The organism is Microbacterium sp. CFH 31415 (assembly GCF_022538185.1).
Taxonomy (GTDB): Bacteria; Actinomycetota; Actinomycetes; order Actinomycetales; family Microbacteriaceae; genus Microbacterium.
Window position 1 is genome coordinate 18,399 of record NZ_JAKYXC010000006.1, and the last position, 24,294, is coordinate 42,692.

Annotated in this window: 13 protein-coding genes and 2 pseudogenes; 12 read left to right on the forward strand and 3 right to left on the reverse strand. The window is 72.0% G+C overall.

All coding sequences use genetic code 11. From position 1 onward, the window contains the following. Positions 1-153: 153 nt before the first annotated feature. The 9 genes from MK786_RS08175 to MK786_RS08215 are packed head-to-tail and all read left to right on the forward strand — an operon-like array spanning position 154 to position 16,713. Positions 154-6,228 carry an Ig-like domain-containing protein gene (locus MK786_RS08175; RefSeq protein ID WP_241111738.1) on the forward strand — a complete coding sequence of 2,025 codons (6,075 nt, stop codon included), beginning with the start codon at positions 154-156 and terminating at the stop codon, positions 6,226-6,228. A gap of 46 nt (positions 6,229-6,274) precedes the next feature. Continuing rightward, on the forward strand, positions 6,275-7,246 hold the full coding sequence (locus MK786_RS08180) for a MoxR family ATPase (RefSeq protein WP_241111739.1): 972 nt from the start codon (positions 6,275-6,277) through the stop codon (positions 7,244-7,246). Beyond that, entirely contained in the window at positions 7,246-8,493 is a 1,248-nt protein-coding gene (locus MK786_RS08185; protein ID WP_241111740.1) for a DUF58 domain-containing protein, read from the forward strand. The genes MK786_RS08180 and MK786_RS08185 overlap by 1 nt, the downstream gene beginning before the upstream one ends. Beyond that, positions 8,490-10,874, forward strand: coding sequence for a transglutaminaseTgpA domain-containing protein (locus MK786_RS08190; protein ID WP_241111741.1), 2,385 nt, complete (start codon positions 8,490-8,492; stop codon positions 10,872-10,874). Before MK786_RS08185 ends, MK786_RS08190 begins: the two co-directional genes overlap by 4 nt. Beyond that, the gene (locus MK786_RS08195; protein ID WP_241111742.1) at positions 10,871-12,037 is read left to right on the forward strand and encodes an RDD family protein; all 1,167 of its coding nucleotides are present in this window, start codon (positions 10,871-10,873) and stop codon (positions 12,035-12,037) included. The genes MK786_RS08190 and MK786_RS08195 overlap by 4 nt, the downstream gene beginning before the upstream one ends. Continuing rightward, positions 12,034-12,870 carry a PP2C family serine/threonine-protein phosphatase gene (locus MK786_RS08200; RefSeq protein WP_241111743.1) on the forward strand — a complete coding sequence of 279 codons (837 nt, stop codon included), beginning with the start codon at positions 12,034-12,036 and terminating at the stop codon, positions 12,868-12,870. Before MK786_RS08195 ends, MK786_RS08200 begins: the two co-directional genes overlap by 4 nt. After that, positions 12,870-14,273: an FHA domain-containing protein gene (locus MK786_RS08205; protein WP_241111744.1), complete on the forward strand. Its 1,404-nt coding sequence runs from the start codon at positions 12,870-12,872 to the stop codon at positions 14,271-14,273. The genes MK786_RS08200 and MK786_RS08205 overlap by 1 nt, the downstream gene beginning before the upstream one ends. Continuing rightward, positions 14,270-15,991, forward strand: coding sequence for a serine/threonine-protein kinase (locus MK786_RS08210; RefSeq protein WP_241111745.1), 1,722 nt, complete (start codon positions 14,270-14,272; stop codon positions 15,989-15,991). The genes MK786_RS08205 and MK786_RS08210 overlap by 4 nt, the downstream gene beginning before the upstream one ends. Further along, positions 15,979-16,713 (forward strand): hypothetical protein, encoded by a 735-nt coding sequence (locus tag MK786_RS08215; RefSeq protein ID WP_241111746.1) that lies wholly within the window; start codon positions 15,979-15,981, stop codon positions 16,711-16,713. Before MK786_RS08210 ends, MK786_RS08215 begins: the two co-directional genes overlap by 13 nt. An 11-nt stretch (positions 16,714-16,724) precedes the next feature. On the opposite strand, the gene MK786_RS08220 is transcribed toward MK786_RS08215, so the two are convergent. The 3 genes and pseudogenes from MK786_RS08220 to MK786_RS08230 form a co-directional block, all read right to left on the reverse strand. Continuing rightward, positions 16,725-17,201, reverse strand: a complete 477-nt coding sequence (locus MK786_RS08220; protein WP_241111958.1) for a recombinase family protein — start codon at positions 17,199-17,201, stop codon at positions 16,725-16,727. Positions 17,202-17,287: 86 nt separating this feature from the next. Further along, complete coding sequence (locus MK786_RS08225) at positions 17,288-19,159, reverse strand: sodium:proton antiporter (RefSeq protein ID WP_308220036.1); 1,872 nt, start codon at positions 19,157-19,159, stop codon at positions 17,288-17,290. Then, positions 19,074-20,086, reverse strand: a pseudogene (locus MK786_RS08230) (malate dehydrogenase). The gene MK786_RS08225 and the pseudogene MK786_RS08230 overlap by 86 nt, the downstream one beginning before the upstream one ends. Positions 20,087-20,151: 65 nt before the next feature. Here MK786_RS08230 and MK786_RS08235 point away from each other — a divergent pair. From MK786_RS08235 to MK786_RS08245, 3 genes and pseudogenes are all read left to right on the forward strand, one after another. Continuing rightward, a complete protein-coding gene (locus MK786_RS08235; RefSeq protein ID WP_241111748.1) occupies positions 20,152-21,024 on the forward strand; it encodes a neutral zinc metallopeptidase in 873 nt (290 codons plus the stop codon). Next, positions 21,021-21,986, forward strand: a pseudogene (gene pip / locus MK786_RS08240) (prolyl aminopeptidase); the annotation flags it as partial. The gene MK786_RS08235 and the pseudogene pip, both read left to right, overlap by 4 nt. A 390-nt stretch (positions 21,987-22,376) precedes the next feature. After that, a complete protein-coding gene (locus tag MK786_RS08245; RefSeq protein WP_241111749.1) occupies positions 22,377-23,909 on the forward strand; it encodes a DEAD/DEAH box helicase in 1,533 nt (510 codons plus the stop codon). Positions 23,910-24,294 lie beyond the last annotated feature (385 nt).

Consider the following 24,294-nt stretch of genomic DNA (forward strand, 5'->3'; position numbering starts at 1 on the left):
ATTGTCCCCATGGGCGCCGGCGGAGCTCTGGAATACGATCTCCCAGGCGAGCAGCCTCCCTCGGGGGTGTCCGGATTCCCGGGTTAGGCTGGTGCTTTCTGCCACTGCGCTCGCCCCGCATGCACCGACCGCCCGGAGGAGGCCGAGGGTCTGATGAAGTCGTTCGCGTGGCTCCGATCACGCCCACGCGCCGTCGCCTCGGCGAGCATCATCACGGCGGCAGCCGTCGCCATCACGACGATGGCGTTCGTCTACGAGGGCAATCCCACGACCGAGGTCGACCTCCACGACGGCGGCGTCTGGGTGACCAAGCAGTCCTCGCTCCTCGTCGGCCACTTCAACCACGAGTCGCAGGTGCTCGACGGCGGGCTCCGCACGGTCGGCACAGACTACGACATCCTCCAGTCCGGCACCAACGTGCTCGTCGTCGACGAGACCGAATCCAGCATCACGTCGGTCGATCCGGCGATGGTCGCGCTCAACGAGTCCGCCGACGTCCCCGGCGGCGCGAGGGTCGTGCTCGGCGGCACCGCCGTCGGCATCCTCGATCCGGCGTCTGGCGACCTGTGGGTCGTGCCGTCCGCGTCGGTCGGCTCGTTCGAGGTGCAGGCTGCCGAGCCCATCGCCAACGTCGGCAAGGGAGCGGATGTCGCAGCCGGCGTCGACGGCACCGTCTACGCCGTGTCGGCCGAGGACGCCGAGATCGTGACCGTCCGCACCGACGCCGAGGGAGCGCCCGCCGGCGATCCGTCCCGCGCGGGCGTCGAGGGCCTCCAGCCCGGTGCCCCCGTGTCGATCTCCGTCGTGGGCGACGTGCCGGCGGTGCTGGATGCCGAGAGCGGCACGCTCTTCGCGGCCGGCCGGACCACCGAGGTGGAAGGCGGCCGTTCGGCAGTGCTTCAGCAGGCGTCCGCGCCGAGCGACTCCGTCGTGCTCGCGACTGCGGGCGCCCTGGTGCGGGTGCCGCTGGACGGCTCCGAGCCCGTCGCGCAGCCCGTCGGCGCCGAGGGCGTGGCCGCCGCCCCGGTCTTCCTCGAGGGCTGCGCGTATGCCGCCTGGAACGGATCCGGCAGATTCATCCGCGACTGCGTGGGCGACGGCGACGACCTCGCCACCGACATCGAGGGCGTGAAGGCGTCGTCGGTGCTGCAGTTCCGCGTGAACCGCGACGTCGTCGTGCTCAACGACATCATCGGCGGTGCAGCCTGGATGGCCAGCGACAGCATGCAGCGGGTCGACAACTGGAACGAGATCACGCCGCCCGAGGGCGAGGCCGAAGAGGACGAGCAGACCACGGAGGAGACGGTCGAGACGACACTCCCCGAGCGTTCCGAGGTCAACACCCCGCCGGTCGCGACCGACGACTCCTTCGGCGTGCGCCCGGGCCGCACGACCCTGCTCCCGGTGCTCGACAACGACAGCGACCCCGACGGCGACGTGCTGATCGCGGCGGTCGCCGACGACGGCCCCACCTTCGGTGAGGTCACCACCGTCAACGACGGAGCGGCCCTGCAGATCGCCGTGCCCGACGACGCGTCGGGCAGCACGTCGTTCGTGTACGAGATCGACGACGGTCGCGGCGGAACCGACACGGCACGCGTCTCGCTCAGCGTGCACGACTGGAGCGTGAACTCGCCTCCGGTGCAGAAGCGCGTCACTAGCGTCGTGGTCGAGGCAGGAGGCGTCGTCTCGTACAACGTGCTCCCCGACTGGATCGACCCCGACGGCGACGACGTCTTCCTGCTCGGCGTGGCCCCCGCCGAGGGCGATGAGGCGGACTTCACCGCCGACGGGCGGATCACGTACCGCGCGGTGGGCGGCACGCAGGGCCGCAAGGACGTCGCCATCACGGTCTCGGACGGCACGGAGGAGGCCGCCGGCATCGTGCGCTTCGACGTCCGCCCGGTCGGGTCGACCGACCCCGTGACGAATGCCGACCGCGTCGTCGTGCAGGCCGGGCAGGTGGCGACGATCGCCCCGCTCGCCAACGACACGAGCTCGGGCCGCGAGCCGCTGCGCCTGGTGCGCGTCGACGAGGTCGCGGGCGCGCGCATCGTCCCCGACTTCGCGAACAAGACCTTCACGTTCGTGTCGGACGTGCCCGGCGACTACTACGTCCAGTACCTGGTCGCTGCGGGCTCGAAGAATGCCGAGGGACTCGTCCGCGTGCAGGTGCTCGCCGACACCGACACGACGTCACCGCCGGTCGCCGTACGCGATGTCGCCCTGCTGCCGAGCGGTGGCGAGGTGCTCGTGAACGCGCTCGCCAACGACACCGACCCGGCAGGCGGCATCCTCGTCGTCCAGTCGGTGACCGTCGAGCCCAACTCCGGCATCTCCGTCGCAGTGATCAACCACGAGACGATCCGCATCTCCGACCAGGCCGCCCTCGGATCGCAGGTGCGCATCACCTACCGGGTCTCGAACGGCGCGAAGTCCGCCGAGGGCGAGGTCATCGTCATCCCGATCCCCGCGCCGTCCAAGCTGCAGCCACCCGTCGCGAACGACGACCAGATCGTGGTGCGCGCGGGAGACGTCGTCAACATCCCGGTGCTCGACAACGACTACCACCCGAACGGCGACGCCATCCACGTCGCCCCCTACCTCGTGCCGCCCCTCGTCGAACCTGAGGACGGCGAGATGTTCGTGTCGCAGGACATGCTGCGCTTCCGGGCGTCCGACGAGCCGGGCACGGTCTACGCGACGTACGAGGTGATCGACAGCACCGGCCAGAAGGACGCCGGCTACGTCACGATCCAGGTCCTGCCGCTGAACGATGAGACGAACGCCGCTCCGCGGCCGCGCGACATCGTGGCGCGCGCCCTCGAGGGCAGCCAGGTGCGCATCGCGATCCCGCTCGACGGCATCGACGCCGACGGCGACTCGGTGCGGCTCGAAGGCATCGCCTCGCCGCCGTCGAAGGGACGCGTCGTCGAGATGGGCGCCGATCACCTCGTGTACGAGGCGTTCGACGATGCGGGCGGCGTGGATGCGTTCACGTACCGCGTGCGCGACCGGATCGGCGCCGAGGCGACGGGCTCGATCCGCGTCGGCATCGCTCCCGCCGAGACGTCGAACCAGGCGCCGTTCGCCGCGAAGGACGCCGTTGTCATGCGACCCGGCCGGATCGTCGCGGTGCCGGTCACGGCCAACGACTCCGACCCCGACGGTGACGCGTTCGCTCTGGTGCGCGACGGCCTCATCCTCCCGGACGTCGAGGGCCTGAAGGCGAAGGTGACCGGTGACCGCGTCATCGTCACGGCGCCGGACGAGGAGATCGAGACCTCGCTGCAGTACACGATCCGCGATGAGCGCGGGGCGACGTCGAAGGCGGTCCTGCAGATCACCGTCGACGAGGATGTGCCGCTCCTGCGGCCCATCGCGCGGGACGACTACGTGCAGGCCGCTGACGTCGACGGCGAGACGGTCGACCTCGAAGTCCTCGCGAACGACGAAGACCCCGACGGCACGGTCGACGAGCTCACGGTGACCGTGGGTGACGCGGGTGCCCGCGTGCTGGGCAACGGACGGGTGCGCGTCACCGTCGACGACAACGACCGGCTCGTGAAGTACACGATCACCGACCGCGACGGGTTCGAGGCATCCGCCTTCATCCATGTCCCGTCGATGAACTCGCTGCCGCCCACCCTCATCTCGACCCAAGAGGTCGAGGTCGACAGCGGCGAGACGATCGAGCTTCCGCTGAGCGAGTACGTGGAGGTCGCGGGCGGCGGATCCGTCGTCATCACCGAGGCGGCGAAGGTCAGCGCGGTCAACGCCGACGGCGCCAACCTCGTGAAGGACCAGCGCACTCTCGTGTACACCTCGAAGGACGGGTACTTCGGGCAGGATGCGCTGACGTTCGAGGTGACGACCGGGAGTGGCCCGGACGACCCGAAGGGCCGCAAGGCGACGCTGACGCTGCCGATCACGGTGCTCCCGCCCGACAACCAGCAGCCGGAGTTCGTCAACGGCTCGGTGGATGTGGCACCGGGAGAAGACCCCAAGAGCCTCGATCTGCGCGCCCTCACCACCGATCCCGACGTCGACGACCTCGACGGCATGCGGTACGAGATCGTGGGCGGCACTCCCGCCGGCATCACGGCGTCGGTGGCCGGTCAGGAGCTGCGCGTCAGCGCCGGTGCCGACACTCCGAAGGGCACGCTGGAGCGACTGACCATCCGCGTGAACGACGGCGAGACCGACCCCATCGAGGGCACGGTCACGGTGCGCGTCACCGCTTCGACCCGCGAGCTCGCGACCGCCAATGACGACATCGTCGACGAGGCGCACCAGGGCGACACGGTGACCGTCAACGTGCTCCGCAACGACGTCAACCCGTTCCGCGAGGGCCCGTTGACGGTCGTCGACGTGATCACCGAGACCGGCCGCGGCACCGCCGTCATCGATGGCGACGCGGTGCGCGTCACGCCGGACGAGACGTTCTTCGGCACGATGGTGGTCCGCTATCGCGTGGCGGATGTCACAAACGACCCCGACCGCGAGGTCGAGGCGCGCATCCGCCTGACCGTCCAGGGCAAGCCGGACGCGCCGGGGACCCCGGTGGTCTCGAGCGTGCAGGATCGCACGGTGGTGCTGTCGTGGACGCCGCCGGCCAACAACGGCGCCGAGATCACCTCCTACGAGGTCTCGTCGACCGCCGGCAACTACACGAAGGTGTGCGCGTCGACCACGTGCACCCTCGACGGGCTGACCAACAACGTCGAGTACAACTTCACCGTCATCGCGATCAACCGCGTCGGACCATCGGACCCGTCGGCGCCGTCCGAGACCGCGCGTCCGGACGCCCGGCCCGACACGCCGCAGCCGCCGACCCTCGCCTTCGGTGACCAGAGCCTCCAGGTCGCATGGGTCACGCCGACGACGCCGGGTTCGCCGGTGGAATCGTTCACCCTCGAGATCTCGCCTGCGCCGCCCTCGGGCGTCGTGCAGAAGACGGGCGTCACCGGCAACTCCCTCGTGTGGGAGGGGCTCGAGAACGGCGTGAACTACCAGGTGCGCGTACGCGCCCACAACAGGGCGCCTGAGCCGTCGAGCTGGAGCGCGTGGTCGGCGTCCGAGATCCCGGCGCGCGCGCCGGACGCGGCCGGCGCCCCGTCGGTCGAGCGTCTCGACCCGGTGGGCACGCAGGCGCAGATGCGCGTCTCGTGGGGCGCTCCCGCCAACAACGGCGACGCGATCGCCGAATACCGGCTCAACGTGCTGCGCGGCGGAGCGGTCGTGAACACGATCACCGGCATCCCGGGCGGCCAGACGTCGCAGGCGCTCGCCATCGACGCGTCGACCTCCGACTACACGTTCACCATCGCCGCGCGCAACAAGGCGGGCTGGGGCGCCGACAGTGCGCCGTCGGCGCCGCGCCGCGCCTTCACCCCGCCGGGAGCGCCGACGAACGTCCAGGCGTCGACTCCGAGCGGCAACAGCGCGGTCGTGGTGACGTACAACCCGGCCCCGGGCAACGGCGCGAATGCCAGCGAGATGCGCTACGAGTACTCGCTGAACGGCGGCGGCTGGCAGGCCAACTGGGACGGGCGCACGATCGGCGGGCTCAGCAATGGCCAGCAGTACACCGTGCGCGTGCGGGCGTACACCGCGCTCGACGGCGTGCGCTACGACGGCGCAGAGTCGGCGCCGTCCAACCAGGTGATCCCGTACGGCCCGGTGCGCAACCCGAGCGTCGACGCCTCCCGGAACGGCCGCGACATCACGTTCAGCTGGAACGCCCCGGCGCCCAACGGTCGCAACATCACCCAGATGCAGATCCGCATCGATGGCGGCAACTGGCAGAACGTCGCCAACAACGGCTCGCGCACGAACACGTACGCCTACAGCACCCGTCACACGATCGAGGCACGGGCGCAGGATGCCGCCGGCCAGTGGTCCGCCGTCGTCTCGGCGGCGGCGACCACGGTGGATCCGCCCGAGCCGCGCGCCTGGGTCACGAAGGGCGCGTCGGCGCAGGGTCAGCCGGGTTGCAGCAGCTCGCAGTGCGCCTACTTCGTCGTCAACACGCAGGACTTCCCCGCAGGCAACTACTCGGTGGGATGCAACGCGACCGGCCCGTACGGCGGCACGCCTTTCGTGCAGGGTGCCAGCCGCAACATCGGGGCGAACGACCGGGTCCAGCTCGGCTGCTACTTCGGCGACGACGGCGCGGAGGTCTGGGTCACCATCGGCGGCAAGGCCTACGAACGCCGCACGTGGTAGCCGGCCCGCCCCCCACGACGAGAACGACAACGGACAGGACATCACCATGACCATGACCCCCGAACAGGCCGCCTGGTTCCAGGGGACCTTCGCGCGGCTCGTCGACAACGTCGACCGAGCGCTGCTCGGCAAGCGCGAGGTCATCGGGCTCGTGCTGTCCGCGATGCTCGCCGAGGGCCACGTGCTGCTCGAGGACGCGCCGGGCACCGGCAAGACCAGCCTGGCCAAGGCGCTCGCCGCCACCGTGCAGGGCACGAGCAGCCGCATCCAGTTCACCCCCGACCTGCTGCCCTCCGACGTGACGGGCGTCACGATCTACGACCAGACGTCGCACCGCTTCGAGTTCCACAAGGGACCCGTGTTCGCGTCGATCGTGCTCGCCGATGAGATCAACCGCGCCTCGCCGAAGACGCAGTCGGCCCTCCTCGAAGTCATGGAGGAGTCGCGCGTCACGGTCGACGGCGTCACGCATGAGGCGGGTCGCCCGTTCCTCGTGATCGCCACGCAGAACCCGATCGAGCAGGCGGGCACCTACAAGCTGCCCGAGGCGCAGCTGGATCGGTTCCTCATCCGCACGTCGATCGGCTACCCCGACCTCGCCGCAGCCGAGCGCATTCTCGCCGGCGCGGCCGATCGCAATCCGTCGGCGCACCTGCCCGCGATCATCACCACGGGTGCGGTGGCCGACATGGCCGACCTCGCCGCCACGGTGCACGTCGAGGGCGCCGTGCTGCGATACGCCGCGCAGCTGTCGGAGGCGACCCGGACGGATGCCGCGACCCGGCTGGGCGTGTCGGTGCGTGGTTCGCTCTCGATGATCCGCATCGCCAAGGTGTGGGCCGCCTCCCAGGGCCGTCACTTCGTCACGCCCGACGACATCAAGGCCCTCGCGGGCCCGGTGTGGACGCACCGTCTCGTGCTCGACCCCGAGGCCGAGTTCGCCGGCACGACGGCCGAGACCGTGATCTCGCGTGTGCTCGAGGATGTCGCGGCACCGCAGGCGAGGTCCGCGGCCTGATGACGACGGAGGCACTCGGGTCGGCCGCTCCGGTGACGGAGCGCCGCGAGTGGTGGGAGACGACCGCCGAACACGTCGCGCGCTGGCTGCGCGGCGCGATCGCCGTCGTCCGACCTGCAGCCTGGGTGCTGATCGTCGTCGCCGCTGTGCTCTGGATCGCCGGGTCGACGCTCGGCTGGTGGGAGCTCACCGTGGCAGCCACGGTGCTGACCGTGCTTCTCGCGCTGTGCGCGCTCTTCCTCATCGGACGCACGGCCTACGACGTGACCCTCGACCTCACCCGGACCCGGGTCGTGGTCGGCGAGCGGGCGGTCGGCGCACTCACGCTGTCGAACTCGGGCACCCGCGCCATCCTGCCGTCACGCGTAGTGCTGCCGGTCGGCGCCGGCCGCGGTGAGTTCGAGGTGCATCGACTGGCGCCGGGTGCCTCCGCCGAAGAGCTGTTCGCGATCCCGACGACGAAGCGTGCCGTGGTCGAGGTGGGTCCGGTCAGCGTCGTGCGCGGCGATCCGCTTGGCCTCTTCGAGCGCGTGCATCGCAAGGACGAACCGGTCGACCTCTACGTGCACCCGCGCACCGTGCTGTTCGAGGGCCAGTCGCTCGGCTTCCTGCGCGACCTCGAAGGCCTGCCCGCGACCGACCTCTCGCGCGACGACGTGTCGTTCCACGCGCTGCGCGAGTACCAGCCGGGCGACGACCTCCGTCACGTCCACTGGAAGTCGACGGCACGCACCGGCACCGTCATGGTGCGCCAGTACGAGGAGACCCGGCGTTCGCACTTCGTGATCGGGCTCTCGACGCACCCCGGCGACTACCGCGATGACGACGAGTTCGAGCTCGCCGTCTCGGCCGCCGGCTCGCTGGGGCTGCGCGCGCTGCGCGACTCACAGCGTGTCGAGGTTCGCGTGCAGGAACGCGCGCTCCCCTCGGCGACGGGCAAGCAGTTCCTCGACTCACTGTCGGGCGTGGTGCATTCGCGTCCGCGCTCCGGGAGCGTCGTCGACCTCGCCGGTGTCGTCGCGGCGACCCTCCCGCTGGCGAGCGTCGTGGTGCTGGTGTGCGGCAGCGGGGTCGGCGCCAACACGCTGCGCGCAGCCTGCGCACGTCTGCCGTTCGGCGCCCGCACGCTCGCGGTGGTCGCCGAGACGGGCGCCGCCCCCGCGCTCCGCCGCATCGGCGACGCCGACGTCGTGACGGTCGGCTCGCTCGAGCAGCTGCCCGCCGCGCTGCGGAAGGTGCTCTCGTGAGCGGCCGGGCCGAGGTGAGCGTGCGTCGCTGGGTGCTCGACCTGAGCGCGGTCACCGCCCTCCTCGCAGTGCCCATCGCGGGCTTCTGGCCGACGTTCGGCGGGCCGGCCTTCCTCCCCGCGGCGATCGGCGGCGCCGTGCTCGGCATGGGTCTCGCCGCGCTCTGCGCCTGGCTGAGGTGGGGCGTCCTCCCGCTCGCCGGACTCACCGTCGTCGCGTACTTCCTCTTCGGCGGCGCCCTCGCCCTCCCGCACACCGCGGCGCTGGGTGTGATCCCGACGATCGACACGCTGGGCCGGCTCGCCCTCGGGGTCGTCACGTCGTGGAAGCAGCTGCTGACCACGGTGGCGCCGGTCGCGGCATCCGATGGCCACCTCATCGTTCCCTTCCTCCTCTCGCTCGTCGCCGCGGTGTTCACGGCCTCGCTGGCACTGCGCCTGCGCACCCCGGCCTGGGCGCTGATCCCCGCCGCGGCGTTCCTGGTAGCCCAGATCGCACTCGGCACGTCGCAGCCCGCGGTCCCCGTCGTTCAGGGCGTCGTCTTCGCGCTGGTCGCGGCGATCTGGCTCGCGCTGCGGCAGAGCTGGGAGCACGGCACGGGCGTAGTGCCCCTCGGCGACGGGGCGGCTCCCGTGCGCGGGGTGGCCGCTCGACGGCTCATTCTCGGCGGTGCCGTGGTCGCGATCGCCGCGCTCGTGGGCGTCGCCAGCAGCGCGTTCGCCGCGCCGCAGAGCCCGCGCTACGTGCTCCGCGACGTCGTGATCCCGCCGTTCGACGTGCACGCCTACCCGAGCCCGCTGCAGTCCTTCCGCGCCTACGTCCGCGACTTCCCCGACGAGCCGCTCTTCTCGGTGACCGGCATGCCCGAAGAGGCGCGCGTGCGCCTGGCGACGGTCGACGCATACGACGGCACGGTCTACAACGTGTCGGACGACGGCGCCGGCACGTCGAGCGCGTTCAGCCCGGTGCGGGGCAACATGTCGCCGCAGGCCGAGGGCACGCTCGCGACCGTGCGCATCGAGATCGCTGCGCTGGAGGGGGTGTGGATGCCGGAGGTCGGCGCCGTCCGCAGCATCGCCTTCGATGGCGACCGCGCGGAGGACCTGCGTCGCACGGCGTACTACAACGAGGGCACGTCGACCGCGGTCGTCACGCGCGAGCTCCGCGAGGGCGACGCCTACACACTGGAGAGCCTCGTGCCGTCGACGCCCAGCGACAACGCGCTCGAGGGCGATGACTTCGCACCCGTCGCGCTGCCGGATCAGGAGGGCGTGCCGCAGGCGTTCGTCGAGATCGCGTCCGAGGCCGTCGCCGAGGCCACCACGCCCATCGAGCAGGTGCGCGCACTGCAGACGATGCTGTCCGAGGGCGGCTTCTTCAGTCACGGACTCGAGGGCGAGGTGCTCTCGCGGGCCGGTCACGGTGCGGAGCGCATCTCGACGCTGCTCGGCTCCGACCAGATGGTCGGCGACGACGAGCAGTACGCCACGGCGATGGCGCTGCTCGCCCGCGAGATCGGCATACCCGCGCGTGTCGTGATGGGCTTCTACCCCGAAGAGGATGCCGCCGGCGAGCCGGTCTTCACCGCGACGGGCGACACCCTCCATGCGTGGGTCGAGGTGGCGTTCGAGGAGCACGGGTGGGTCACGTTCGACCCGACGCCGCCCGAGGACCAGGTTCCGAACGACCAGACCACCAAGCCCCGCGCCGACCCCAAGCCGCAGGTGCTGCAGCCTCCGCCCCCGCCGCAGGAGCCCGTCGACCTTCCCCCGACCGTGCCCGACGACCGCGAGTCCGAGGACGAGAGCACCTTCGACGCCGCCCTGCTCGCTCTCATCGTCGTGATCGGCATCGGAGTGCTCAGCGTGCTGGCGCTGCTCGCCGCGCCGTTCATCGTCATCGGCGCGCTCAAGGCCGCGCGTCGTCGTCGCCGCCGCGAGGCCGAGCGCGCCGCCGACCGCATCAGCGGAGGCTGGGACGAGCTCGTCGACCGCGCGAAGGACTACGGCACCCCCGTCACGCCCGGTGCCACCCGTGCGGAGGACGCCGGGGTCGTCGAGGCCGCGTTCACCGAGCCGCGCGTCACCACCCTCGCCCGGCGCGCCGATCTCGAGGTCTTCGGGCCCTCCGAGCCGACACCCGACGATGTCGCGGAGTTCTGGCGCCAGGTCGACGAGATCGTCGGCGGCATGGGGGCCGGCCGGTCTGTCTGGAACCGCCTCGGTGCGCGTCTGAGCCTGCGGTCGCTGCTCGCGGGCACCCGCTTCGCGCTGCCCGACCGACGGCCGCGTGCGCCGCGCCGGCCGCGTGCGCGCGCCGAGGGCCATGAGACGCCGTCCGATCGGGCGCCCGGGCCCGACGCCCCCCAGGAGAACGCATGACCGCCCGTCCGCCCCTCGCCCTCGTCGCCGCGCCGCCCGGCAGGCGGATCGCCGCCTACGTGATCGACGCCCTCGTCGCCACGGCGGTCGGCACCGCGGCCGCCGCTGTCGCCTTCGCCGTGGCCCTGAGCCTCGGCGCCGTCGGCGATGCCCGCACCCTCGCCCTCGCGGTCGGTGTCGCGACCGTCGCGGCATGGATGTCGCTGCTCGCGTGGTCGATCGTCTACACGGCGATGCAGGGCGCGCACGGCTCGGTCGGCCAGCGCGCCCTCGGCCTGCGGCTGCTCGACGCCGGTGCCCCCGTCGCGATCGGCTTCTGGCGCGCACTGTGGCGCAACGTGGTGTGGTCGGCGTCCTGCGCCATCGTCGTCGGCTGGTTCACGCCGCTGTTCGACGCGAGCCCCCGACGTCAGGGCTGGCACGACCGGGCCGCCGGCGCGCTCGTCATCGACGTGCGGGGAGCGGATGCCGCGGCCGCCACCGCAACAGCCGCTGCGCTGGCGACCTTCCCGGCCGTGTCGGCCGGGCGGCCGTGGTTCCTCGACGACATCGTCATCCCGCCCAAGCCGGCCCCGCCGGTCGCGCCTGCCCCCGAGGCGATGGCCCCGGCGCCCGTCGCTCCGGCGGCTGTCGCGGCACCGGCGCCCGTCGTGGCATCCGCGCCGGCGATGACGCTCACGGCCGTTCCCGGCACCGTGGCGGTGGCCGAGGCATCCGCTCCTCCCCCCGCGGTGATCCCGCAGGCGCCCGCCACCCGCCCGGTGACGCTGCCCTCCGCAGACCAGGCGCGCAGCCTGACCGTCCCGCCGCCCGCTCCGCCCGCGCCGATGTTCGACGATCCCGTGCTCGCTGTGCTCACGTGGGACGACGGCGTCCGCATGGCGGTGTACGGCCGCACCCGCTACGGTCGCAACCCCGCCGTCGAGCCGGGGATCGTGAGCGTCCCGGTGCGCGACGAGACGCTGTCGCTGTCCAAGACGCACTTCGAGATCGGCGGCGTCGCATCGGGGCCGTGGGTTGCCGACCATCACTCGACGAACGGCACCGTCCTGGTGCGCGACGGGGAGCGGCAGCCGCTCGTCCCGGGCCTGCGCATCGGACTGCGTGACGGAGACCTCCTCGAGCTCGGGGACCGCATCGCTTCGGTGGGAGTGCCGCGATGAGCTCGCCGGTGACCGTGGCCTTCGGATCGGCGACCGATCCGGGACTGCGCCGCGCGATCAACGAGGACTCCTACCTCGCCGTCGCGCCGCTGTTCCTCGTCGCCGACGGGATGGGCGGGCACCACGCGGGCGAGATCGCCAGCGCCACGGTGATCGACGAGTTCTCCGGGTTCGCCGGACGCGACAGCCTCGAGATCGACGAGGTGCGCGCAGCGCTGGCCCAGGCCCGGCGCCGCGTCGAGGCGCTGCCCGCCGGCGAGGGTGCCGGCGCCGGCACGACGCTCACCGGGGTCGTGATCGCCGACGTCGACGGCGAGGGGTACTGGCTCGCGATCAATCTCGGCGACTCGCGCACCTACCGTCTCAGCGAGGGCGTCTTCGAGCAGGTGAGCGTCGATCACTCGGTCGTGCAGGAGCTCATCGACGCCGGCCAGCTCGCTCCCGATGCGGCCTCGCGCGACACGCGCCGCAACGTGATCACGCGGGCGATCGGCGCGGGGAGCGACGGCGACGCCGACTACTGGCTGATCCCCGCCGAGCCCGGCGACCGCATCCTGGTGTGCTCGGACGGACTGTCCAGCGAGCTCGACAGCGCCGCCATCCATGCCGTCCTGGTGGCCGAGACGCAGCCTCAGCGCGCCGCCACCCGCCTGGTTCACGAGGCCATGCTCCACGGTGGACGCGATAACATCACGGCGCTGGTGGTGGACGCCACGGCTGTCCGCACCCGGGCGAACCGCCCCGGCGATCACACATCTCCGTCGGCGGCCGCCGCCGCGGACGAGGTCGACGGAGACACGCTGCCCCGCGTCGTCGCCACGGGAGGATTCTGATGTCGGTCCACTACTCGCCGGGAACGCACCCGGTCGCGGTCACCCCGCAGGGGTTCGCCGTGCTCGCCGACGACACCTCGCCCGCTCTCGCCGCACGCATCCACGCGCTCGTGGCCGACGGTCGCGGGCTCGGCGGCGTGCTTGAAGCACTGACGGGTGCGTACGGCACTTCGCTGTCGGCCGTGCCTCCGTTCGCGGTCGCGCTCGCCGAAGGGGGGTCCGTGCGGCTCGCCGTGCGCGGCTCGTTCGCGCTCGACGTCGACGGACGCGCCCCCGAGCGCGTGTCGGGCGAGGGCGTCACGACCTGGACGGAGCGCGTCATCGCCGAGGCATCCCGGGTCTCACTGGACGGGGGAGCGGATGCTGCGCCCCCCGAGCTGCCCGTCGCGGACGGCGTCGTGCTCGCCGGTGCCCTCGTGTGGGTGCCGTCCGGCGCAGGGGAGGCTGGTGTGGTGAAGGCGGAAGCCGCGCCCGCCGCGGAGTCGCCCGCGTCGTCGCCGGAGCCCGCGCCCGCCGCGGAGTCGCCCGCGTCGTCGCCGGAGCCCGCGCCCGCCGCGGAGCCGCAGGCGCCCGCACTCGACCCGGCAGCCGGGCCGGAGCCCGCGCCGGCGCCCGAGGCCGATCCGGACCCGGAGCCCGAACCGACCCCCGAGGTCGCGTCGACGCCGACCGCCCAGTCCGAGCGCGAGCCGGGCCCGCGCGGACGCTCGGCGCACGTTCCGGGTGCGCAGGGCGCAGCATCCGTCGCCCTTCCCTCTCCCGCGACGCCTCTCACGACCACGTCGGCCGGACTGATCGACTCGGCCGCCGTGCTGTCCCTCGCCGACGCCGACACGCTCCTGCCCGCCGAATCGACCCTGATCCCGCGCGACGAGGAGGCCGAGCACCTGTCCGGCGGGATCGCAGACGACCCTGCCGCCCTCGAGGCGACCGTCGTGCGCCCCGCCGAAACGCCCGTCGTGCTGGGCGATCACGACGGTGAGACCATCTCGCTCGCCGAGGCGAGGGCGCTGCGGGGTGGCGCCGACCCGGTCCCGCCGCTCGCCCCGCCGCGGCCGCCGGCGCCTGGGCGCATCCGTGTGTCGTCGGGACAGGTCGTGACGCTCGACCGCACGGTGGTCATCGGCCGGCGCCCGCGTTCGACGCGGGTGTCGGGCACCGACCTGCCGCACCTCGTCGCGGTCGACAGTCCGCAGCAGGACATCTCGCGCAGCCACGTCGAACTGCGCGTCGAGGGCGACAGCATCGTGGCCACCGACCTCAACACCACGAACGGCACGACCCTGCTGCGGCCGGGCGTCGACCCGATGCGCCTGCACCCCGGCGAGGCGACGGTCGTCGTGCCGGGTGACGTGATCGACCTCGGCGACGGCATCACGGTGGCGATCGAGGACATCGCGTGAGCTCCAGACGCGCGCCGATGGCGCCTCCCGACCTGCCGGGCTTCACGTACGTCGACCTGCTCGGATCGGGCGGGTTCGCCGACGTGTACCTTTACGAGCAGGCTCTTCCCAAGCGCCGCGTCGCCGTGAAGGTGCTGCTCACCGAGCGGATGTCGAGCGGCTCGGTCTCGGAGTTCACGGCTGAGGCGAACGTCATGGCGATGCTCTCGACGCACCCCGCCATCGTGACGATCTACCAGGCCGGCGTCGCGCGCGACGGGCGCCCGTACCTGGTGATGGAGTACTGCCCGAAGCCCAACCTGCAGGTGCGGTACCGCCGGGAGCCGTTCTCGATCGCCGAGTCGCTGCGGGTCGGCGTGCAGGTGGCCGCGGCCGTCGAGACGGCACACCGTGCCGGTGTGCTGCACCGCGACATCAAGCCGGCGAACATCCTCGTCACCGAGTACAACCGGCCGGCGCTCACCGACTTCGGCATCGCGTCGACCACGAGTGCCGCGGCCGAGTCCGCCGGGCTGTCGATACCGTGGTCGCCACCCGAGTCGTTCGCCGACGAGCCGCGCAGCGACCCCCGGTCCGACGTGTACGCCCTCGGCGCCACGGTGTACACGCTCCTGGCCGGTCGGTCGCCGTTCGAACTGCCCGGCCAGCGCAACACGGCCGCCGAGCTCATCCAGCGGATCGAGACCGCGCCGCTGCCCGCGCTCGGTCGCGCCGACGTGCCGTCATCGCTCGAACGCGCCCTCGAGCGTGCGATGTCGAAGTCGTCGGCCGACCGCTACGAGTCCGCGATCGCCTTCGCCCGTGCGCTCCAGAAGGTGCAGATCGAGCTCTCGCACTCGGTCACGCCGGTCGACATCCTCGACGACGGCATCACCGACGACATTGTCGAAGACGAGGACGAGGGCCTCACGCGGGTGCGGGGGGTCGTCAGCATCTCGCCGCAGACGACGCCCGCCGCGGGCCGCACCCGCCCGTCGGCGGACACGAGCCCCACGGCCGGCCCGCCCGCCGTTCAGCCGGTCTACGAGCCGGCCGACGCGCAGACCGTCATCCGCGCGACCGCCCCGCCAGCCGCGGCCGCTGAGACGCGCCGACGCTCGCCCGCCGAGATCGCGCCGGCGCTCGACCACACCGTCGTGCGCGCTCCGTCCGCAGCGCCCGGGACTTCCGGGCCCGCCGTGACCGGGCCCGCCGTGTCCGGCTCCGCCGCGCCCGCCGGTCCGGCCGTTCTGGCGGCTGCGGGCGCGCCGGCCTTTGAGCCCGTAGCCGACCCCGCAACCGCAGGCGACACCGCCTCGCGGGCGCGGTCGCGCCTCGGGCTGTGGATCGGGCTGGGCGCTGCGGCGGTCGTCATCGTCGCGGTCGTCGTCGGCGTCTCGCTCCCGGGCATCCTCGCCGGACCCGATCCGGTGCCGACGCCGGTGACCTCGTCCGATCCGCAGGATCCGGTGTCGGCGGTCGTGCCGCAGCCCGAAGACCTGTCGGGCGTCGCGACGGCCGACGGGGTGGCGTTCTCGTGGACCAATCCCGATCCCCGCGACGGCGACCGCTACCTCTTCGGCGTGGTGACCCGCCCCGATGAGGAGCCGGTGTTCGAGCCGGTCACCGGGACCGAGGTGACCGTGCCCGCCGACCCCTCGGGGACGACCTGCGTGGAGGTGCTGCTCGTGCGAGAGAACGGCCAGTCGTCGGATGCCGTCCGGGGGTGTGCCCCGTGACCGCGCGCACCGACGAGCTGACGGTCGAGTTCGCGGGGGAGGCCTTCACGGTCGGCCCCGACGCGGTCTTCACCGTGGGTCGCGAGGGCGACCTGGCGATCGACGACAACCTCTTCCTGCACCGGCACTTCCTGACGATCGAGAACGTCCAAGGGCTCTGGCTGCTTTCGAACGTCGGCAGCCGGCTCGCGGCGACCGTCACCGACTCCGGCGGCCGCGTGCAGGCGTGGCTCGCGCCGGGCGCACGGCTGCCGCTCGTGTTCGCCGCCACCGCGGTGATCTTCAGCGCCGGACCGACGACCTACGAGCTCACGATCAGCGTGGCCGAGCCCGCGTTCCGCGAGACGCAGCAGCTCGAGCACGACGACGGGCTGAGCACCATCGGCGACGTGCCGCTCACGCACAGCCAGCGCATGATGATCCTCGCGCTCGCCGAGCCCGTCCTGCGGCGCGAGGGCACCGGCATGAGCGAGCTGCCCACCTCGGCGCAGGCGGCCGAGCGGCTCGGCTGGACGCTGACCCGCTTCAACCGCAAGCTCGACAACGTCTGCGACAAGCTGGACCGCATCGGCGTGCCGGGGCTGCGCGGCGGCGTGCGCTCCTACGCCACGAACCGGCGCGTGAGGCTCGTCGAGCACGCGATCGCCGCCCGTCTGGTCACGCGCAGCGACCTGCCGCTGCTCGACGTGGAGCGCGAGTCCGCCGCTGCGGACGACGACTGAGCACGCGGCGGTCAGCGACCGGTGTCGTACAGGTGCCGGCCGCCGTGGCTGATGACCTTCACGACGACGCCGCGCCGGTGCAGCTCCGCGACGGTGCGCGTCTCCTCGTCGATGTCGCGCCCGAGCGCGTGGACGTTGCTCACCACGAGCACATCGCCGCGCGTGAGCGTGCCGAAGAGTCGCACGAGGCGCTCCTCCCACGACTCCATCGTTTCGGGCGCAGGGTGCCGGAAGCCCTCGATCGGCACCCCGAACCGCGTGAGATCGTTGCGCTGCTCGACCACCGACGGCATGTCGTCGCGGGCGATGACGAGGCCGACCAGGCGTGAGCCGGCGGGGCGCGCCTGCCACCAGTCGCGATCGCGCTGCAGCTCGGTGAAGCACTTCGGGCAGTCCGCCGCGGCGTGGGGCAGGTGCAGAGGAGCGGTCTGAGCGGATGCTTCGCCCTCGAGCGTCCCGGATCGCAGGGTGGTGGCATCCGTCGCCATCGCGTCTGCCGTGGGGCCCGCACCGTTCATCGCCATCGCTCCTTCGCCGGAACCCCATTCTCTCCCGAATGCGTCGCCGGTGTGACTCAGTCCTGATCGCCGAGCCGCAGTTCGAGGCTCAGCTGGTCGGCGTCGAGCTCGGCGAGTGCGTGCCGCAGTGCGGGTGTGCTGAACTCCCCGCCCGAGGAGAGCTCGTTCAGCCGCCGCCGCATGGCCTCGATGAGCACGAGCCGCAGCTCGAGGGCGTCGCGGGCGGCGGTGCTCGCGTCGTCGTCGGGTGGGTCGGCCAGGCGCGATCCGACCCGCTCGATGAGCTCGTCGGGGAACGGGTTCCCGTCACGGCGCCGGAGCTTCGGATCTGCCATCGCGGTGACGGCGGCGGTGCGCAGCTCGTCGTCGAGCTCGGACTGCTCGGCCCGTTCGAGGAGCGTGTCGGCGGGTGACGTGAGGTGCAGCACCCGCACCAGCCACGGCAGGGTGAATCCCTGCAGCATGAGACTTCCGACGGCCACGGCGAACGCGATGAAGACGAGCAGCTCGCGTTCCGGGGTGTCGCGGGGGAGCGTCTGCGCCGCCGCGAGCGTCACGACACCCCGCATCCCGGCCCACACGATGACCACGCCGTGCTTCCAGCCGAGCGGCGACGCCTGGTAGTAGTTGAGGTCCCGCATCGCCCGGGCGACCCGTGCCCGCATCGACGCGATGCGGCGCTGCGTGCGCGGGTGGTCGGGAGACAGCGCGTCACGGCGCAAGGCGCGGCGCCCACCGGACATCTGCGGGTCGGCTCCTGCGCCGCTCGCGAGCTCGTCGATGCGCTCGCCGATCTGCTCCAGCCGCGCCCGCTGCTTCCCGCGGGCGCGCCGGCTCTGCAGCCAGACCATGACGGAGACGTACGCGGCGCGCACGGCGAGGATGATCGCCAGCGCCCCGAGTGCGATGCCGATGCCCGTGCCGAGGCCGTCGTGATTCTCGACGTTCCCCTCCACGATCTGCTTGAGCTCGAGGCCCATCAGCAGGAACACCGCGCCTTCGAGCATCAGCTCGATCGTGCGCCAGTTGTGCTCGTCGGACATGCGCTGCTCGGGTGTGAACCAGCGCGCCGAGCCCTGACCGGTCACGATGCCGGCGACGACCGCGGCGACGAGGCCCGAACCGCCGAGCTCCTCGGTCGGAAGGTACGCCGCGAAGGGGATCACGAAGCCGATCGCGGTGTTCGCGGCGGAGTGTCCGATGAGCGAGCGCAGCCGCAGGTTGAGGTAGCCGACGATCGCCCCGATGACCACGGCGACGAGCACGCCCCACGCGAACGCGGGAATGAACCCGACGCCCACGCCGTCCTCGGCCGCAGCGCCGGCGGTCGCGGCCGCCGCGGCGGCCACCATCGTGCGCAGCAGCACGAGCGCGGTCGCGTCGTTGAGCAGGCTCTCGCCCTCGAGCATGGTCACCACGCGCCCGGAGACCCCCAGTCGTTTCACGATCGAGGTGGCCACGGCATCGGTCGGGCTGAGGATCGCGCCGAGCGCGACCGCCAGTGCGAGGTTGAGCCCCGGGATCACGAGCACGAAGAAGAACCCGAGCACGATCGAGCTCAGGAGCACGAGCAGGAATGACAGCCCGGCGATCGGACCGAAGTCGCGCCGGAACTCGATGGCCGGGAGGGCGACGGCCGCGGAGTACAGCAGCGGCGGCAGCACCCCGACGAGGATCCATTCCGGATCGATCTCGGGCACGTTCACGAAGGGAAGCAGACCCACCCCGACGCCGATGAGCACCAGCACGAGCGGACCCGCGATATTGAGCTTCGGCGCGATCGCGGTGGCGAGCGCGATTACGACGACCGCGAGGATGGCGAGGACGAGGACTTCCATGCGGCTACAGCGCTCCGAGCGCCTCGACCGCGTCGCGCTCTGCCACCAGCTCTTCCACCGACGCGTCGAACCGGGCACGCGACCGCGCATCGAGCGCGAGCCCTTCGACGACACGGTAGCCGTCTCCGTCGGAGGTGACGGGGAACGAGCACACGATCCCCGCGGGCACGCCGTACTCGCCGCGTGAGAAGACCGCCGCCGAGGTCGTGGCGCCGGCCGTGCCGAGCTGCTCGTCGTGCACGTGCTCGATGGCAGCGTGGGCGGCGGAGGCCACGGACGACGAGCCGCGCACTTCGATGATCTCCGCCCCGCGTCGTGCGACCCGCGGGATGAAGATTCGTCGAGCCAGGTTTCGGCGGCCGCGCGCCCGCCCAGCCGCCCCGCGAGGGCGTCGATGACCGGCACGCCGTCGACCGTGGCGTGTGTGACGTCCGGGTACTGCGTCGCCGAGTGGTTCCCCCAGATCGCGACGCCCCGCACAGCGTCGGGACGTGCGTCCAGCGCTTCAGCCAGCTGGCCCACCGCGCGGTTGTGGTCGAGGCGCGTGAGGGCGGTGAACCGGTCGGCGGGCACACCGGGCGTCGCCGCCGACGCGGCGATGAGCGCATTCGTGTTCGCGGGGTTGCCCACGACGACGGCGCGCACGTCGTCGGCCGCGACCTCGCCGATCGCGGCGCCCTGCGGGCCGAAGATGCCCGCGTTGGCCGCGAGCAGGTCGGCGCGCTCCATGCCCGGACCGCGTGGGCGGGCGCCGACGAGCAGGGCGATGCTGCAGCCGTCGAAGGCGATGCGGGGGTCGTCGCTCAGCTCGACGCCGTGCAGCAGCGGGAACGCGCCGTCCTGGAGCTCGAGCGCCGCGCCCTCGGCGGCGCGCATCCCCTGCGGGATCTCGAGCAGCTGCAGCCGAACCGGACGATCCGCGCCGAGCATGTCGCCTGCGGCGATACGGAACAGCAGGGCGTAGCCGATCTGCCCGCCGGCCCCTGTGATGGTCACGGTCGTGAATGCGCTGGCCATGCCCAGAGCCTATTGCCGTGTCAAGTCTCCTCGCCGGGGACCCATGCCCGGGGTACCGTGAGCCCATGACGTTCAACGACAACGCCAACGTCGGGGGGAGCACCGCGCGGCGTCGTGGCGGTGGAGCAGCGATCGCCGGTGGCGGTATCGCCGGCATCGGGGCGATCGCGGTGCTGCTGTTCCAGCTCTTCACCGGACAGGACATCTCGGGACTCGTCGGCGGCGGCGGTGGGGCAGTCGACAGTGGCGAGGCCACCCGCATCGAGCAGTGCCAGTCCGGCGCCGACGCCAACGCGCGCGACGACTGCCGCCTGGCGGCCGGGCAGGTCGTGCTCGACGAATTCTGGGCGGGCGAGGTGCAGGGTTACACACCGCCGCAGCTCTTCGTCGTCGACGGGGCCACCAACACCCAGTGCGGCACAGCGTCGAACCAGACCGGACCGTTCTACTGCCCGCCCGAGCAGGCCGTCTACGTCGACCCGACCTTCTTCGGACTGCTCCGTCAGCAGTTCGATGCGACTGCGGGGCCGCTCGCGCAGCTGTACGTGCTCGCCCACGAGTACGGCCATCACGTGCAGAACATCGCAGGCATCATGCAGGAGCACTCCGATCGCGGCACCGGCCCCGACAGCGACGGCGTGCGCCTCGAGCTGCAGGCCGACTGCTTCGCCGGTGCGTTCATCGGCGACATGACGGAGCAGGTGGACGAGGACGGCGTCGCGTACCTCAAGGAGCCCACACAGCAGCAGATCGCCGACGCGATCAACGCGGCGCAGACGGTGGGTGACGACCACATCCAGCAGCAGTCCGGCGGCGGGGTCAACCCCGAGACCTGGACCCACGGTTCGAGCGAGCAGCGTCAGCGCTGGTTCGAGACGGGCTACCGCAACGGCGTCGCATCCTGCGAGACTTTCGGCATCCCGGGGGGAAGCCTATGAACGAACACCTCGACGACGTCCTCTACCCGCCCATCGAGCCCTACGACACCGGCGAGCTCATCGTGGGCGACGGCAACCGGGTCTACTGGGAGCAGAGCGGAAATCCCGAGGGCAAGCCCGTCGTGTTCCTGCACGGCGGTCCCGGTGCCGGCACGTCGCCGTGGCATCGCCGGTTCTTCGACCCCGCGCGCTACCGGATCGTGCTCTTCGACCAGCGCGGCTGCGGGCGCTCCACCCCCCACGCGAGCGCCCCCACGGCCGACCTGCGCCACAACACCACATGGCACCTCGTGGCCGACATCGAATTGCTCCGACGCAACCTCGGCGTGGCGAAGTGGCAGGTGTTCGGCGGCTCGTGGGGCAGCGCGCTCGCGCTCGCGTACGCCCAGGCCCACCCCGACTCGGTGACCGAGCTCGTGCTCCGCGGCATCTTCACGCTGCGCCGCCATGAGCTGGAGTGGTTCTACGAGGGCGGTGCGTCGGCGCTCTTCCCCGACCTGTGGGAGGACTTCATCGCCCCGATCCCGGTGCTCGAGCGCTCGCGCATGATCGAGGCGTACCATCGCCGGCTGTTCGACCCCGACCCCGCGGTGCACACGCCGGCGGGGGTCGCGTGGTCGCGGTGGGAGGCTTCCACCCTCACCCTGCTGCCCGACGAGTCTCTGGTCGACGACATGACCGAGCCCGCCGCCGCGACGGCGTTCGCCCGCATCGAGAATCACTACTTCATGCACGGGGGCTGGTTCGAGGAGGGGCAGCTCATCGCGGAGGTCGACGCCATCCGCGACATCCCCGCCGTCATCGTCCAGGGTCGCTACGACGTGTGCACCCCGCCCATGACCGCGTGGGATCTGCACCGCGCGTGGCCGGAGGCCGAGTTCGTGATGGTTCCGGATGCTTCGCACTCGGCATCCGAGCCGGGCATCGCCAGCGCGCTCCGCGCCGCCACCGACCGGTTCGCCGGGATCGAGGACGGGGACATCTCCGCTGTCGGGCGCGACGCGACGGAGGGTGAGGACGCGGCCGAGAGTAAGGGCGCTACCGAGGGTGAGGACGCGGCTGAGGGCGAGGACGCGGCCGATGGCGGTGACCCGTCCGAGGTCGAGGGGTCCTCGCACGAGGACTCGGGTGAGGCGGTCGCTCAGGAACCCCGCCCGCATCCCTGGTAGGCTCGAACTCACTTGCAGCGCACTTCTGCGCTTCTTGCGTCGTAGAACGCTTCCCTCGCCGCCGTCTCCGGGCCCGCCCGCACAGACGCCGTCGGCTGAAAACTTTCGTACGGCGACCCGTGGGCGAGATACGCCACCGGCCACCGACCAGGGTGCGTATGCGCGCCCGGAGAATGATCCCCGATGACTGACGTCACCTTCGGCACGCTCGGCGTGCCCCAGCCCCTCGTCGCCGCGCTCGCGGCAGAGGGCAAGACCACCGCGTTCCCGATCCAGGTCGACACGCTCCCCGACACCCTCGCGGGCCGCGACGTGCTCGGCCGCGGCAAGACCGGCTCGGGCAAGACCCTCGCCTTCTCGATCCCGATGGTCGCCCGTCTCGGCGGCGCGCTCGCCGGCGGCTCGCGCCGGAAGGGCCGCCCGCTCGGCCTCGTGCTGGCGCCCACGCGTGAGCTCGCGACTCAGATCGACGCCGTGCTCGCCCCGCTCGCCAAGGCGTACGGCCTGACCACGACGACGATCTTCGGCGGCGTGAACCAGAACCGCCAGGTGCAGGCGCTCAACGCCGGCGTCGACATCATCGTCGCGTGCCCGGGCCGCCTCGAAGACCTCATGAAGCAGGGCTACGCCCACCTCGACGCGATCGAGATCACCGTCATCGACGAGGCCGACCACATGGCCGACCTCGGGTTCCTGCCGGTCGTGACGCGCATCCTGAACGCGACGCCCTCCAGCGGCCAGCGCCTCCTGTTCAGCGCCACGCTCGACAACGGCGTGGACAAGCTCGTCAACCGCTTCCTCCAGAACGAGGTGCTGCACTCGGTCGACGAGGCGCACTCGCCGGTCGCCGCGATGACCCACCACGTCTTCACGATGACCGATGCCGACGCCAAGAAGGACGTCGTCAAGACGCTCGCCTCGGGCACGGGCCGCCGCATCCTGTTCATGCGCACCAAGCACCACGCGAAGAAGCTCGCCAAGCAGCTGACCGCGCAGGGCATCCCCGCCGTCGACCTGCACGGCAACCTCTCGCAGCCGCAGCGCGACCGCAACCTCGCGGCGTTCTCGGCCGGCACCGCCAAGGTGCTCGTCGCCACCGACGTCGCCGCCCGCGGCGTGCACGTCGACGACGTCGAGCTGGTCATCCACGTCGATCCGCCGATGGAGCACAAGGCGTACCTGCACCGCTCGGGCCGCACGGCCCGCGCGGGGGCGGAGGGTGCCGTGGTCACGCTCGTGCTGCCCGGTCAGGAGAAGGACGTCGCGCAGCTTCTGCGCAAGGCCGCGATCTCGGTCGCGCCGGTGAAGGTCACGGCCGACTCGGCCGCGGTCGCCGAGCTGGTCGGCGAGGTCGCCCCATACGTCAAGCCCGAGCCGGTGCAGCAGCCGGTCCGCGGCGGTGGCAAGAGCCAGGGCGCCAATGCCCAGCGCAAGCGCGCCGCGCGCGAGCAGGGCGCCGGCGGCGGACAGCGCTCGAGCCGCGGTCAGGGCGGTCAGGGCGGTCGCAGCCAGGGCGGCCGCGCCCAGGGCACCGACCGCGTGCAGACCGGCCACCAGCGCTCCGACCAGAGCGCCGGGCACACCCGCTCGGCCCAGCCGCAGGGCAACCCGCGCACCACGGGTCGCCGCGCATCGAGCGCGGGCAACGGCGGCGGCAAGCTCATGGTCGGCTCAGTCGTCCGACAGAACGGCGGCAGCCGCCGCGGCGGTCGCTGACCCCAGGATCCACGAAGGGGAGGCCCCCGGTCGTCGCGACCGGTGCCTCCCCTTCGCCGTGCCCGCCCTGCGGCATCCGTCCCCGTTCTTCCCCTTCCTCGTTGCCCAGAACAGGAGTTCTGGCGGCGACAGGACGGTTCGGCGGAGATCGTCCTGTTTTCGCCAGATCACCTGATCTCGGGGTAGCGAGGGTGGGGTGAGGAAGGGGCGGTGAGTGCCGCTGTACCTTCTGCCGCGGCATCCGTCCCCCATTCCTTCGCCCAGAACAGGAGTTCTGGCGGCGACAGGACGATTCGGCGGAGATCGTCCTGTTTTCGCCAGATCACCTGATCCCGGTGAGAGCGAGGGTGGCAAGCCGAGGTGAACCCGCCGGCGAGGGTGGCGA